Origin of the sequence: Pseudomonas sp. 313, from assembly GCF_000316965.1 — a bacterium.
GTDB classification, from domain to species: domain Bacteria; phylum Pseudomonadota; class Gammaproteobacteria; order Pseudomonadales; family Pseudomonadaceae; genus Chryseomonas; species Chryseomonas benzopyrenica.
The window spans coordinates 147,006-160,211 of the sequence record NZ_ANBZ01000061.1 but is presented as its reverse complement, the minus strand read 5'-3'; the positions used below and the strand labels follow the sequence as shown (position 1 = coordinate 160,211).

Annotated in this window: 14 protein-coding genes; 12 read left to right on the top strand and 2 right to left on the bottom strand. The window is 65.3% G+C overall.

Annotation, left to right across the window (positions count from 1 at the left end; genetic code table 11):
* Nucleotides 1-228 precede the first annotated feature (228 nt).
* Nucleotides 229-426: a DUF1289 domain-containing protein gene (locus tag C722_RS0112390; RefSeq protein WP_017640802.1), complete on the top strand. Its 198-nt coding sequence runs from the start codon at nt 229-231 to the stop codon at nt 424-426.
* Between the two features lie 21 nt (nt 427-447).
* Nucleotides 448-1,629, top strand: coding sequence for a formate-dependent phosphoribosylglycinamide formyltransferase (purT, locus tag C722_RS0112385; protein ID WP_017640801.1), 1,182 nt, complete (start codon nt 448-450; stop codon nt 1,627-1,629).
* A gap of 58 nt (nt 1,630-1,687) precedes the next feature.
* Here the strand turns inward: purT and C722_RS0112380 are convergent, their stop codons facing one another.
* Both C722_RS0112380 and C722_RS0112370 read right to left on the bottom strand, forming a co-directional pair.
* Entirely contained in the window at nt 1,688-2,992 is a 1,305-nt protein-coding gene (locus C722_RS0112380; protein WP_017640800.1) for an MFS transporter, read from the bottom strand.
* Nucleotides 2,993-3,180: 188 nt separating this feature from the next.
* Nucleotides 3,181-3,981, bottom strand: coding sequence for an inner membrane protein YpjD (locus C722_RS0112370; protein WP_017640798.1), 801 nt, complete (start codon nt 3,979-3,981; stop codon nt 3,181-3,183).
* Between the two features lie 421 nt (nt 3,982-4,402).
* On the opposite strand from C722_RS0112370, the gene ffh reads away from it, so the two are divergent.
* The 10 genes from ffh (at nt 4,403) to thrC (ending at nt 12,935) form a co-directional block, all read left to right on the top strand.
* Complete coding sequence (ffh, locus tag C722_RS0112360; RefSeq protein WP_007160953.1) at nt 4,403-5,782, top strand: signal recognition particle protein; 1,380 nt, start codon at nt 4,403-4,405, stop codon at nt 5,780-5,782.
* A 250-nt stretch (nt 5,783-6,032) separates the two neighbouring features.
* Nucleotides 6,033-6,281 carry a 30S ribosomal protein S16 gene (rpsP, locus tag C722_RS0112355; RefSeq protein WP_017640797.1) on the top strand — a complete coding sequence of 83 codons (249 nt, stop codon included), beginning with the start codon at nt 6,033-6,035 and terminating at the stop codon, nt 6,279-6,281.
* A gap of 5 nt (nt 6,282-6,286) precedes the next feature.
* Nucleotides 6,287-6,823 (top strand): ribosome maturation factor RimM, encoded by a 537-nt coding sequence (rimM, locus tag C722_RS0112350; protein WP_017640796.1) that lies wholly within the window; start codon nt 6,287-6,289, stop codon nt 6,821-6,823.
* 3 nt (nt 6,824-6,826) lie between these two features.
* Complete coding sequence (trmD, locus tag C722_RS0112345) at nt 6,827-7,564, top strand: tRNA (guanosine(37)-N1)-methyltransferase TrmD (RefSeq protein WP_017640795.1); 738 nt, start codon at nt 6,827-6,829, stop codon at nt 7,562-7,564.
* Nucleotides 7,565-7,606: 42 nt separating this feature from the next.
* Nucleotides 7,607-7,957: a 50S ribosomal protein L19 gene (rplS, locus tag C722_RS0112340; RefSeq protein ID WP_007160957.1), complete on the top strand. Its 351-nt coding sequence runs from the start codon at nt 7,607-7,609 to the stop codon at nt 7,955-7,957.
* Nucleotides 7,958-8,022: 65 nt separating this feature from the next.
* Nucleotides 8,023-8,436, top strand: a complete 414-nt coding sequence (locus tag C722_RS0112335; RefSeq protein WP_017640794.1) for an acyl-CoA thioesterase — start codon at nt 8,023-8,025, stop codon at nt 8,434-8,436.
* Entirely contained in the window at nt 8,433-9,323 is an 891-nt protein-coding gene (xerD, locus tag C722_RS0112330) for a site-specific tyrosine recombinase XerD (protein ID WP_017640793.1), read from the top strand. Before C722_RS0112335 ends, xerD begins: the two co-directional genes overlap by 4 nt.
* A gap of 62 nt (nt 9,324-9,385) precedes the next feature.
* Nucleotides 9,386-10,111 (top strand): thioredoxin fold domain-containing protein, encoded by a 726-nt coding sequence (locus tag C722_RS0112325; protein WP_017640792.1) that lies wholly within the window; start codon nt 9,386-9,388, stop codon nt 10,109-10,111.
* 63 nt (nt 10,112-10,174) lie between these two features.
* Entirely contained in the window at nt 10,175-11,479 is a 1,305-nt protein-coding gene (locus tag C722_RS0112320) for a homoserine dehydrogenase (RefSeq protein ID WP_017640791.1), read from the top strand.
* 46 nt (nt 11,480-11,525) lie between these two features.
* The gene (thrC, locus tag C722_RS0112315; RefSeq protein ID WP_017640790.1) at nt 11,526-12,935 is read left to right on the top strand and encodes a threonine synthase; all 1,410 of its coding nucleotides are present in this window, start codon (nt 11,526-11,528) and stop codon (nt 12,933-12,935) included.
* The last annotated feature ends 271 nt before the right edge of the window (nt 12,936-13,206 follow it).

Genomic DNA, 13,206 nt, shown 5'->3' with positions numbered 1-13,206 from the left:
CAGGCGAGGAGAAAAGCGCTGAGGAAGCGAACCGTGCTCGCGAACGAGTTTACGAGTGGTAAATGAGCATTGCGACGGGGCCGCCCAGGCCGGGCTGGCGATCCAGGCGTTTTTCAACGAAGCATCACCGAGCGCAGGCCTTTTCGTGCAGAGCCTAGCGACAAGGTAAAGGCACATGCCAAGTCGGACGTTAACGGGCACAATGCGCGGCCATTCGAGGGAAGCCGCATGACCACCGCCAATTCACCCGTGCGTTCGCCCTGCGTCCATGTCTGTGCCCTGGACGAACAGGACATCTGCATCGGCTGCCAACGCAGCGCCGCCGAGATCACCCGCTGGATGTCCATGAGCGACAGCGAGCGCCGCGAGGTGCTGCTGCGCTGCGACGAGCGGGCGCGGGCGGGCGGTGCGGCCTTCCTGACCTGATATCAGCCGGAGAGATCTGTCATGCCCCGTATCGGTACCCCCCTGTCCCCCAGCGCCACCCGCGTGCTGCTCTGCGGCTCCGGCGAACTGGGCAAGGAAGTCGTCATCGAGCTGCAACGTCTGGGCGTCGAGGTTATCGCCGTGGATCGCTACGCCGATGCCCCGGCCATGCAGGTCGCCCACCGCAGCCACGTCATCGACATGCTCGACGGCGCCGCCCTGCGCGCGGTGATCGAGCGCGAGCAGCCGCACTTCATCGTGCCGGAAATCGAAGCCATCGCCACCGCTACCCTGGTGGAGCTGGAAGGCGAGGGTTACACCGTGGTGCCCACTGCCCGCGCGGCCCAGCTGACCATGAATCGCGAAGGCATCCGTCGCCTCGCCGCCGAGGAGCTGGGCCTGCCCACCTCGCCCTATCACTTCGCCGATACCTACGAAGACTACGCCGCCGCCGCCGAGGCGCTGGGCTATCCCTGCGTGGTCAAGCCGATCATGAGTTCCTCGGGCAAGGGCCAGAGCCTGCTGCGCAGCGCCGATGAGCTGCAGGCCGCCTGGCAGTACGCTCAGGAAGGCGGTCGCGCCGGCAAGGGCCGGGTGATCGTCGAGGGCTTCGTCGACTTCGACTACGAGATCACCCTGCTGACCGTGCGCCATGTCGGCGGCACCGCCTTCTGCGCACCGGTCGGGCATCGTCAGGTCAAGGGCGACTACCACGAGTCCTGGCAGCCCCAGGCCATGAGCGACAAGGCTCTGGCCGAATCCGAGCGGGTCGCTCGCGCCGTCACCGAGGCCCTGGGCGGTCGCGGCCTGTTTGGCGTGGAGCTGTTCGTCAAGGGCGACCAGGTCTGGTTCAGCGAAGTCTCGCCACGTCCCCATGACACCGGTCTGGTGACCCTGATCTCCCAGGACCTGTCCGAATTCGCCCTGCACGCCCGCGCTATCCTCGGTCTGCCGATCCCTACCATCCGCCAGTTCGGCCCCTCGGCCTCGGCGGTGATCCTGGTGGGCGGCGAGTCGCGGCAGACCGCCTTCGGCAACCTCGGCGCGGCCCTGGCCGAACCCGACACCGCGCTGCGCCTGTTCGGCAAGCCGGAGGTCAAGGGGCAGCGGCGCATGGGCGTGGCCCTGGCTCGCGACGAAAGCATCGAGGCGGCGCGCGCCAAGGCCGTGCGTGCTTCCCAGGCGGTGAAGGTCGAGCTGTAACGCCGTCTCGCGCCACGAAAAAGGGCCCTGCGGGGCCCTTTTTCATGCGCTGAAGAATCTACAGTGACTGATCGCGGGTTTCGCGCATGCAGAGCACCGCCAGCAGGCTGATGGCCGCCGCCGCCGAGACGTAGCCGCCCACCCAGCTCAGGCCGCCGGCTTCCACCAGTTGCTGCGCGGCATAGGGCGCCAGGGAGGCGCCAAGGATGCCGCCCAGGTTGTAGGCCGCCGAGGCGCCGGTGTAGCGCACCTGGGTCGGGAAGATTTCCGGCAGCAGGGCACCCATGGGGCCGAAGGTCATGCCCATGAGAAACAACTCCAGCGCCAGGAACAGGCCGACCGCCTGGCTGGAGCCATGGGTCAGCAGCGGCTCCATGGCGAAGCCCGACAGCAGGGCGGCGATGGCGCTCACCGCCAGCACTGGCTTGCGGCCGAAGCGATCCGCCAGCCAGGCCGACAGCGGCGTGGCCAGGGCCATGAACAGCACCGCGATGCACAGCAGGCCGAGGAATTCCTGCCGGCTGTAACCAAGATTCTTCACCCCGTAGCTCAGCGAGAACACCGTGGAGATGTAGAAGAGGGCGTAGCACACCACCATGCTCAGGGCGCCCAGCAGCACCGCCTTGCCGTGCTTGCCGAAGGTTTCGACCATGGGTAGGCGCAGTTTCTCGCGGCGGGCCATGGCCTCGGCGAACACCGGTGTCTCGTGCAGCGACAGCCGCACATAGAGGCCGACCACCACCAGCAGCGCGCTGAGCAGGAAGGGAATGCGCCAGCCCCAGGCGCGGAATTGCTCGTCGTCCAGCAGCAGCGCCAGAGCCAGGAACAGGCCGTTGGCCATGAGGAAGCCGATGGAGGGGCCGAGCTGGGGGAACATGCCGAACCAGGCGCGCTTGCCGGGCGGGGCGTTCTCGGTGGCCAGCAGCGCCGCACCACCCCATTCGCCACCCAGTCCCAGGCCCTGGCCGAATCTCAGCAGACACAGCAGGATGGGCGCCCAGACGCCGATGCTGGCGTAGCCGGGCAGGAGGCCGATCAGGGTGGTGGAGATACCCATCAGCAGCAGCGAGGCCACCAGGGTGGACTTGCGGCCGATGCGGTCGCCGAAGTGGCCGAACAGCAGCGAACCCAGGGGGCGCGCCAGGAAGGCGATGCCAAAGGTGATGAAGGCGCTGAGGGTCTGGGCCATGCCCGAGCCCTGGGGAAAGAACACCGGGCCGATCACCAGGGCCGCGGCCGTGGCATAGACATAGAAATCGTAGAACTCGATGGCGGTGCCGATGAAGCTGGCGGTGGCCACGCGGGTGGGGGAATTGCGCGGCACGGAAGTGGGCGCGTCGAAGGCGGCAGCGGTTGTGGACATGCAGAGATACCGGGCAGTCGTTCTTGTAGGAGGCGTCTGCCGGAGCGGCCTGATGGGGCAGCGGCTGTCCGAGGATGAGGACGGGCGTGACGACCTGTTATGACGTGCCGGGCGCGACCTGGCTGTTGGCCGGGTCGCGCCGAACGTGGTTCGGTCGCCTGATTATGCGGGTAGTGGAATGACGACTGTCAACGATGCAGGATGAATTCCCGCACCAGCTTGCTCCCGAAGTAGGCCAGCATCAGCAGGATGAAGCCCAGCAGGGTCCAGCGGATCGCCCGGTGGCCGCGCCAGCCCAGCCGATTGCGCCCCCACAGCAGGATGCCGAACACCACCCAGGCGATGCAGGAGAGCACCGTCTTGTGCACCAGGTGCTGGGCGAACATGTCCTCGACAAAGAACCAGCCGGAGATCAGCGACAGCGACAGCACCACCCAGCCGGCCCAGAGAAAGCCGAACAGCAGGCTTTCCATGGTCTGCAGCGGGGGAAAGCTGCGGATCAGGCCGGATGGATGCTTGTTCTTGAGCTGGCGATCCTGGATCAGCAGCAGCAGCGACTGCAGCACCGCCAGGGTGAAGAGGCCGTAGGCGATGATCGACAGCAGCACGTGCACGACGATCTTGGGCGAGACGTCCAGCGGGGTCACGGTGCCGGGCGGTACGAATTCGGCCAGCAGCGCGGTGATGGCGCCGAGGGGATAGATCAGCACCAGCAAGGGTTGCAGCGGCATGCGCAGGCAGCCGATCAGCATCAGGGCGATGGCGGTCGCCGAGATCAGACTGGAGGCGTCGAAGAAGTCAAGGCTGAGGGTCGGTTCGAGGATCAGCTGCAGATAGACGGCCAGGGCATGGGGCAGCAGGGCCAGGATGCCGGCGCCCAGGACCAGGGGCTTGCTCGACGGCTGTTTGCGCAGCAGGCAACTGCCCTGGTAGAGGGTCGCGAGCAGATAGAGGGCAGCGGCCAGGAGGGTGGGCAGCAGGGCGTGCATGGTCCGGTTTCAGCAGAGCGGAAAGCAGGCGAGTGTGGCACAGACAGGGCGGTACAGAAAGTCCGAGCCACGCCCTGGTGCTGGCTGGCTGGATCGGGCGAACCCTGGCCGCTGTCGGGTGGTCCCATGAATTACATATCTAGAAGAGGTCGCGACCATGCTTAAATTTCTCGGCGGTACCATGGGCATCATCTTTCTGATCGGCCTGGTGGTGGTCATCGGCATCTTCTCGCTGATTTTCTGATCCCGTCCCCTCGGGCACCGGCCCTGATGCCGGTGCCTGTCCTTGCTTCCTCAGCTGCTCGCCAAAGCGGGCGCTGCTGACGGATTCATGCGGTAACCGGCCCCAGCGGCTATCCCTGGTCAGGCGGTCTTTCGTTATACTTGTCGGTCAGCCGCCGTTTCTGCCCTGGATGTCCGCATGTTCGAGAATCTCACAGACCGCCTGTCCCAAAGCCTGCGCCACATTACCGGCAAGGCCAAGCTCACCGAAGACAACATCAAGGACACCCTGCGCGAGGTGCGCATGGCGCTGCTCGAGGCGGACGTCGCCCTGCCGGTGGTCAAGGAATTCGTCAACCGGGTCAAGGAGCGGGCGGTCGGCACCGAGGTGTCCAAGAGCCTGACCCCGGGCCAGGCCTTCGTGAAGATCGTGCGCGCCGAACTCGAAGCCATCATGGGCGCGGCCAACGAAGACCTGGCGCTCAACGTGGCGCCGCCGGCGGTCATCCTCATGGCCGGTCTGCAGGGCGCGGGCAAGACCACCACCGCGGGCAAGCTGGCGCGCTTCCTCAAGGAGCGCAAGAAGAAGACCGTCATGGTCGTCTCCGCCGACGTCTATCGTCCGGCCGCCATCAAGCAGCTGGAAACACTGGCCGGGGAGGTGGGGGTCACCTTCTTTCCCTCCGACATCAGCCAGAAGCCGGTGGAGATCGCCCAGGCCGCCATTCGCGAAGCCAAGCTCAAATTCATCGATGTGGTGATCGTCGACACCGCCGGTCGTCTGCACATCGACAGCGAGATGATGGCGGAGATCCAGCAGGTCCACGCCGCCACCAAGCCGGCCGAGACCCTGTTTGTGGTCGACGCCATGACCGGTCAGGACGCCGCCAACACCGCCAAGGCCTTCAACGACGCCCTGCCGCTCACCGGCGTGATCCTGACCAAGGTCGACGGTGACGCCCGTGGCGGTGCCGCCCTGTCGGTCCGCCACATCACTGGCAAACCGATCAAGTTCATCGGCATGGGCGAGAAGAGCGAAGCCCTCGATCCCTTCCACCCGGACCGTGTCGCTTCGCGCATCCTCGGCATGGGCGACGTCCTCTCGCTGATCGAGCAGGCCGAACAGACCCTGGATCGCGAGAAGGCCGACAAGCTGGCCAAGAAGCTCAAGAAGGGCAAGGGCTTCGATCTCGAGGACTTCCGCGATCAGCTGCGCCAAATGAAGAACATGGGCGGCCTGGGTTCGCTGATGGACAAGCTGCCGACCATGATGGGTGGCATGAACATCCAGCAGATGGGCAACGCCCAGGGCGCGGCGGAAAAGCACTTCAAGCAGATGGAAGCCATCATCGACTCCATGACCCCGGCCGAGCGCCGCGATCCGGAACTGATCAGCGGCTCGCGCAAGAAGCGCATCGCCCTGGGCTCCGGTACCCAGGTGCAGGACGTCGGCCGCCTCATCAAGCAGCACAAGCAGATGCAAAAGATGATGAAGAAGGTCACCGCCAAGGGCGGCATGGCCAAGATGATGCGCGGCATGGGCAGCATGTTCCCTGGCGGCGGCATGCCCAAGATGTGATTTTCCGGTGCCGCCCGTCGCCAGATGGCCGGCATTGGAAAGGGCTCTGCGTGGGGCGTCGGCACCAGTGCTGATGCACCTTCGCGAGCGACGAGGCTCCGCTGCTGGAGTCTCCAGGCTGCCGCAATGCCGAGGGCACCGTTTAAAGCCATTGGCAAACCGGGTGACAGCCCTTAGAATATGCGGCCTTTCGGGCCATGTGGCCCAGTGTGCCCACAGCTACAAGCACCGACTACAGGAACGAAGTTCAATGGTAACCATCCGTCTAGCCCGTGGCGGCTCCAAGAAGCGCCCCTTCTACCACCTGACCGTGACCAACAGCCGCAATGCGCGTGATGGTCGTTTCGTCGAGCGCATCGGTTTCTTCAACCCGGTGGCCAGCGGCGCAGAAATCCGTCTGTCGGTGGACCAAGAGCGTGCCAGCTACTGGCTGTCGCAGGGCGCCCAGCCGTCCGAGCGCGTCGCTCAGCTGCTGAAGAGCGCTCAGGCTACCGCCTGAAGACCATGAGTGCGCCGACCTCCGCCCCCGACCTGGTGGTTCTGGGCAAGATAGTTTCGGTCTTTGGCGTACGCGGTGAGCTCAAGATCTACTCCTTTACCGATCCGCTCGACAATCTGCTGGACTATCGGACCTGGACGCTAAGGCGCGAAGGCGAGACCCGGCAGGTCAAGGTGCTCGGCGGTCGGATGCACGGCAAGGTCCTGACGGTACGTCTGCAGGGCCTGGACGATCGCGAAGAAGCCCGCCTGATGGCCGGTTTCGAGATCTGCGTGCCGCGCAGTGAATTGCCCCAGCTGGGCGCCGGTGACTACTACTGGCATCAGCTGGAAGGTCTCAAGGTGATCAATCGCGAAGGCCAGTGGCTGGGCGTGGTGGATCATCTGCTGGAGACCGGGGCCAACGACGTCATGGTGGTCAAGCCCTGTGCTGGCAGCCTCGACGATCGTGAGCGTCTGTTGCCTTATCTGCCCGACCAGTACGTGCTGGCGGTGGATCTGGCCAAGGGCGAGATGCAGGTCGACTGGGACGCGGATTTCTGATCCATGCGTATCGATGTCATCAGCCTCTTTCCCGAGATGTTCGAGGCCGTCAGCGCCTATGGCGTGAGCGGTCGCGCGATGAAGCAGGGGCTCCTGGAGCTGACCTGCTACAACCCGCGCAGCTATACCGAGGATCGTCACCAGACCGTGGACGACCGGCCCTTTGGCGGCGGTCCCGGCATGGTGATGAAGATCCAGCCGCTGGAGCGCGCCCTGGCCGATGCCAAGGGCGATTCGGCGGCAAAGGTGATCTACCTGTCCCCCCAGGGTCGCAAGCTCGACCAGGCGGCGGTACGGGAACTGGCGCAGGAGGAGCATCTGATCCTCATCGCCGGGCGTTACGAAGGCATCGACGAGCGTTTCATCGAGACGCACGTGGATGAAGAATGGTCGATTGGCGACTATGTGCTGTCCGGCGGTGAATTGCCGGCCATGGTGCTGATCGATGGGGTCACGCGACTGCTGCCTGGAGCCTTGGGGCATGCGGATTCCGCCGAGCAGGATTCGTTTACCGACGGCCTGCTCGATTGCCCGCACTACACCCGACCCGAGGTGTACGAGGGCCGTCGCGTACCCGACGTGTTGCTCAGTGGTAACCACGAGCATATCCGGCGCTGGCGCCTGCAGCAGTCCCTGGGACGTACTGCGGAGCGACGCGCCGATCTTCTGGATAGCCGCTCGCTTTCTGGGGAAGAGCAGAACCTGTTGGCGGAATACCTTCGTCAGCGGAACGATAGTTAGGTATCGATGGCGGGCCGCGGCCTGTCTTAGGAGCAGAGTGACATGACCAACAAAATCATTGCCCAGATCGAAGCTGAGCAGATGAACAAAGAAATCCCGGCGTTCGCCCCCGGCGACACCGTGATTGTCCAGGTTAAGGTGAAGGAAGGCGACCGTCAGCGTCTGCAGGCCTTCGAAGGCGTAGTGATCGGCAAGCGTAACCGCGGCCTGAACAGCGCCTTCACCGTACGCAAGATCTCCAACGGCGTTGGCGTCGAGCGTACCTTCCAGACCTACAGCCCGCTGGTCGATAGCCTGAGCGTCAAGCGTCGCGGTGACGTGCGCAAGGCCAAGCTGTACTACCTGCGCGAGCTGTCCGGCAAGGCTGCCCGCATCAAGGAAAAGCTTTCCTGATCGCGGCGTGACCAGAAAAAAGCAGCTTCGGCTGCTTTTTTCGTTTCTGAGGTTCGAGGTAAGACATGACGACCCGCGAAGCGGAAATCCAGCGGCGCACGGCGCTGTCGGAAACCCGGGTGGCCAAGGCAGTGTTCCCGCCCACCACCAATCATCACGACACCCTGTTCGGCGGCACCGCCCTGGCCTGGATGGACGAGGTATCCTTCATCACCGCGACGCGCTTCTGTCGCAAGCCACTGGTCACGGTCTCCACCGACCGGATCGATTTCAACCACCCCATTCCCGCCGGCTCCATCGTCGAGCTGATCGGCCGGGTGGTGAAGGTTGGCAACACCAGCATCAAGGTGCAGGTGGAGGTGTTCGTCGAAGGCATGCTGGCGGAAGGGCGCGAGCGCGCCATCAACGGCGCCTTCAGCTTTGTCGCGGTCGATGACGAGGGTAAGCCGACGCCGCTGCTGCCAGGCTTCGCCGCGTGAGCGCCGAACGGCTGATCGAGGAATTCCTCGACGCCCTGTGGCTGGAAAAGGGACTGTCGCCCCATACCCGCAGCGCCTATCGCACCGATCTGCTGGCCTTCGCCCGCTGGCTGGAGGGCAGGGGACTGACCCTGGAGAACCTGGGTCGCGACGCCGTGCTCGATCACCTCGGCTGGCGCCTGAGCGAGGGCTACCAGGCGCGCTCCACGGCGCGCTTTCTCTCCGGTCTGCGCAGCTTCTACAAGTATGCCGTGCGCGAGGGGCGGGTCGCCGAGGACCCGACGCTGCTGGTGAGCATGCCGCAACTGGGCGCGCCGCTGCCCAAGAGCCTGTCAGAGGCGGACGTGGAAGCCCTGCTGGCCGCACCAGATACCGAAGACACCCTGGGCCTGCGCGATCGCACCATGCTCGAGGTGCTCTATGCCACCGGGTTGCGGGTGACCGAGCTGATCAGCCTGACCCTGGACGAGATCAACCTGCGCGAGGGCTCGTTGCGGGTCTTCGGCAAAGGCAGCAAGGAGCGGCTGATCCCCTTGGGCGAAGAGGCCATCGCCTGGCTGGAAGACTATTTGAAGACCGCGCGCCCGCTGCTGCTGGGCGGCCAGCCCGGCGATATCCTCTTTCCCAGCCAGCGGGGCACGCCCATGACCCGGCAGACCTTCTGGCACCGCATCAAGCTGCATGCCCAGGTGGCGGGCATCCGCACCTCGCTGTCACCGCATACCCTGAGGCACGCCTTCGCCACCCATTTGCTCAACCACGGCGCGGATCTGCGCACGGTGCAGATGCTGCTCGGCCATACCAGTCTGTCCACCACCCAGATCTACACCCACGTCGCCCGCGTGCGGCTGCAGCAACTGCACGCCCAGCACCATCCGCGCGGCTAGGGCCCACCGCCGTAGCCGGCAGGTCTGTGGTAGGCTTGCCGGCGTCTCAACAGGAGTCAAACATGCGTATTTCCCAACTGTTGCTCGCCGCTTGCCTGGGGCTCGGCGTGCAACTGGCTCAGGCCGAACCTGAGCAGGCCATTCGTCAGAGCCTGACCGCGCTGCAGCCCAATCTCGCCATCGAGTCCATCGCCAAGAGTCCGCTGGAAGATCTCTACCAGGTCCAGCTCAAGGGCGGCCGGGTGCTCTATGCCAGCGGCGACGGCCAGTTCGTTATGCAGGGCTATCTGTACCAGGTCAAGGACGGCAAGGCCTCCAACCTGACCGAGAAGGCCGAGAACGTCGCCGTGGCGCGGCAGATCAACGGCCTCGACCGCAACCAGATGATCATCTATCCCGCCCAGGGCGAGACCAAGGCACACATCACCGTCTTCACCGACACCACCTGCCCCTATTGCCAGAAGCTGCACGCCGAGGTGCCCGAGCTGAACAAGCGCGGCATCGAGGTGCGCTACCTGGCCTTCCCGCGCCAGGGCATGGGCTCGCCGGGCTCCAAGCAGCTGGAATCGGTGTGGTGCGCCAAGGACAAGCCGGCGGCGCTGAACCAGATGTTCACCGGGCGTGAGGTCAAGTCCGAGAGCTGCCAGAGTCCGGTCGCCCAGCAATTCGCGCTGGGGCAGAACATGGGTATCCAGGGCACGCCGGCGATCATTCTCGCCGATGGCCAGATGATCCCGGGCTACCAGCCGGCCGACCAGCTGGCGGAAGCGGCAATCGGCGCCCGCTAGGCGCCTCAATCAGAGCTATGAACGGGGCCGCGGAGCGGTCCCATACGACATGGGGATAAGGGTGTGAAGCCGGTCAAAGTAGGCATCTGTGGTCTGGGTACCGTGGGCAGCGGGACCTTCAACGTGCTCAAGCGCAACGCCGAGGAAATCGCCCGGCGCGCCGGACGGGGTATCGAGGTGGCGCAGATCGCCCAGCGCCGACCCAATCCCCAGTGCGATACCGGCAGTACGCCGATCACCGCCGAGGTCCTGGCGGTGGCCGACAATCCCGAGATCGACGTGGTGGTGGAGCTGATCGGCGGCTACACCCTGGCCCGCGAACTGGTGCTGCGCGCCATCGCCAACGGCAAGCACGTGGTCACCGCCAACAAGGCGCTGATCGCCGTGCACGGCAACGAGATCTTCGCCAAGGCACGCGAGCAGGGCGTGATCGTCGCCTTCGAGGCCTCCGTGGCCGGCGGCATCCCGGTGATCAAGGCGCTGCGCGAAGGCCTGGCCGCCAACCGCATCAACTGGGTGGCCGGCATCATCAACGGCACCGGCAACTTCATCCTCTCCGAGATGCGCGAGAAGGGTCGCACCTTTCCCGATGTCCTGGCCGAAGCCCAGGCGCTGGGTTATGCCGAGGCCGATCCGACCTTTGACGTCGAAGGCATCGATGCCGCCCACAAGCTGACCATCCTGGCCTCCATCGCCTTCGGCATCCCGCTGCAATTCGACAAGGCCTACACCGAGGGCATCACCCGCCTGACCACCGCCGATGTCGGCTACGCCGAGGCGCTGGGCTATCGCATCAAGCACCTGGGCGTGGCGCGCAGCACCGACCAGGGCATCGAGTTGCGGGTGCACCCGACGCTGATCCCGGCCGATCGGCTGATCGCCAACGTCAACGGCGTGATGAACGCGGTGATGGTCAATGGCGACGCCGTCGGCTCGACGCTGTTCTACGGCGCCGGTGCCGGGCAGGAGCCGACCGCCTCGGCGGTGGTGGCCGACCTGGTGGACGTGGTTCGCGCCATGACCTCGGATCCCGAGAATCGCGTACCGCACCTGGCCTTCCAGCCCGATGCGCTGTCCGACCATCCGGTGCTGCCGATCGAGGCCTGCGAGAGCGCCTACTATCTGCGTATCCAGGCCAAGGATCACCCAGGCGTGCTGGCCCAGGTGGCGAGCATCCTCTCGGCGCGCGGCATCAACATCGAGTCCATCATGCAGAAGGAAGCCGAGGAACATGACGGCCTGGTACCCATGATCCTGCTGACCCATCGCGTGACCGAGCGCCACATGGTCGAGGCCATCACCGCCCTGGAAGCCCTCGATGACGTCGTCGGCGATGTCGTCCGCATCCGTGTCGAGCACCTGAACTGAGCAGCCTGGCGGCGCCCGGCGCCGCCGTCTTTCCCGAGGTCGAGTCATGCGTTACATCAGTACCCGCGGCCAGGCGCCCGCGCTGAATTTCGAAGAAGTGCTGCTGGCGGGTCTCGCCAGCGATGGTGGTCTCTATGTACCGGAGAACCTGCCGCGTTTTTCCCTGGAAGAGATCGCCTCCTGGGCCGGTCTGCCCTACCACGAGCTGGCCTTCCGGGTGATGAAGCCCTTCGTCGCCGGCTCCATCGCCGATGCCGAATTCAAGGCCATCCTGGAAGAGACCTACGCTGGTTTCGCCCATAGCTCGATCGCGCCGCTGCGTCAGCTGGATGCCAACGAGTGGGTGCTGGAGCTGTTCCACGGCCCGACCCTGGCCTTCAAGGACTTCGCCCTGCAACTGCTGGGACGGCTGCTCGACCATGTGCTGGCCAAGCGCGGCGAACGCGTGGTGATCATGGGCGCCACCTCCGGCGACACCGGCTCGGCGGCCATCGAAGGCTGCAAGCGCTGCGAGAACGTCGACATCTTCATCCTCCATCCGCACCAGCGGGTGTCGGAAGTGCAGCGCCGGCAGATGACCACGCTGCTGGGCGACAACATCCACAACATCGCCATCGAAGGCAACTTCGACGACTGCCAGGAGATGGTCAAGGCCAGCTTCGCCGATCAGGGTTTCCTCAAGGGCACCCCGCTGGTGGCGGTCAACTCGATCAACTGGGCGCGGATCATGGCCCAGATCGTCTACTACTTCCATGCGGCCCTGCAGCTGGGTGCCCCGGCGCGCTCCATCGCCTTCTCGGTGCCCACCGGCAACTTCGGCGACATCTTCGCCGGCTACCTGGCGCGCAACATGGGGCTGCCGGTGAGCCAGCTGGTGGTGGCCACCAACCGCAACGACATCCTGCACCGCTTCATGTCCGGCAACCGCTACGACAAGCAGCAGCTGGAAGCCACGCTGTCGCCGTCCATGGACATCATGGTCTCGTCCAACTTCGAGCGCCTGCTGTTCGACCTGCACGGTCGCGACGGCCTGGCCCTGGCCGAGCTGATGGCGAACTTCCGCAGCAGCGGCACCCTGACGGTGGCGGACGATCGCTGGACCGAAGCGCGCAAGCTGTTCGACTCCCTGGCCGTGAGCGACGAGGAGACCTGCGCCACCATCGCCGAGGTCTTTGCCGCCACCGGCGAGGTACTGGATCCGCACACCGCCATCGGCGTGAGCGCCGCTCGCGAATGCCGCCGCAGCCTGGCCACCCCGATGGTGGTGCTTGGCACGGCCCACCCGGTGAAATTCCCCGAAGCGGTGGAAAAGGCCGGCATCGGCGCGACCCTCAGCCTGCCGACCCACCTGGCCGATCTGCTGCAGCGTGAAGAGCGCTGCACCGTGCTGCCCAACGACCTCGCCGCCGTCCAGGCCTTCGTCGCCCGCCACGGCAAGCGTGGTCAGCCGCTGTAGGGTAGTTTGCCCAACCTACGACCGTAGGTTGGGCAGAGACGGCTCCATCGTCGAAGCCCAACAAAGTCGGACGCGAATCGTCTTTGTTGGGCTTCGCTGCGCTCAGCCCAACCTACGCTGGACCGTAGGTTGGGCTGAGACGGCTCCCTCGTCGAAGCCCAACACGGCGGACTCCAACCGTCTTTGTTGGGCTTCGCTGCGCTCAACCCAACCTACGCTGACCTGTAGGTTGGGTTGAGACGGCTCCATCGTCGAAGCCCAACGAGGCAGA

What these genes read in the sequence shown, in the direction of transcription:
- rpsP (WP_017640797.1), top strand. Translation starts at nt 6,033, where the DNA reads ATGGTAACCATCCGTCTAGCCCGTGGCGGCTCCAAGAAGCGCCCCTTC.
- ffh (WP_007160953.1), top strand. Translation starts at nt 4,403, where the DNA reads ATGTTCGAGAATCTCACAGACCGCCTGTCCCAAAGCCTGCGCCACATT.
- thrC (WP_017640790.1), top strand. Translation starts at nt 11,526, where the DNA reads ATGCGTTACATCAGTACCCGCGGCCAGGCGCCCGCGCTGAATTTCGAA.
- C722_RS0112390 (WP_017640802.1), top strand. Translation starts at nt 229, where the DNA reads ATGACCACCGCCAATTCACCCGTGCGTTCGCCCTGCGTCCATGTCTGT.
- rplS (WP_007160957.1), top strand. Translation starts at nt 7,607, where the DNA reads ATGACCAACAAAATCATTGCCCAGATCGAAGCTGAGCAGATGAACAAA.
- C722_RS0112325 (WP_017640792.1), top strand. Translation starts at nt 9,386, where the DNA reads ATGCGTATTTCCCAACTGTTGCTCGCCGCTTGCCTGGGGCTCGGCGTG.
- trmD (WP_017640795.1), top strand. Translation starts at nt 6,827, where the DNA reads ATGCGTATCGATGTCATCAGCCTCTTTCCCGAGATGTTCGAGGCCGTC.
- C722_RS0112335 (WP_017640794.1), top strand. Translation starts at nt 8,023, where the DNA reads ATGACGACCCGCGAAGCGGAAATCCAGCGGCGCACGGCGCTGTCGGAA.
- C722_RS0112380 (WP_017640800.1), bottom strand. Translation starts at nt 2,992, where the DNA reads ATGTCCACAACCGCTGCCGCCTTCGACGCGCCCACTTCCGTGCCGCGC.
- C722_RS0112370 (WP_017640798.1), bottom strand. Translation starts at nt 3,981, where the DNA reads ATGCACGCCCTGCTGCCCACCCTCCTGGCCGCTGCCCTCTATCTGCTC.
- purT (WP_017640801.1), top strand. Translation starts at nt 448, where the DNA reads ATGCCCCGTATCGGTACCCCCCTGTCCCCCAGCGCCACCCGCGTGCTG.
- rimM (WP_017640796.1), top strand. Translation starts at nt 6,287, where the DNA reads ATGAGTGCGCCGACCTCCGCCCCCGACCTGGTGGTTCTGGGCAAGATA.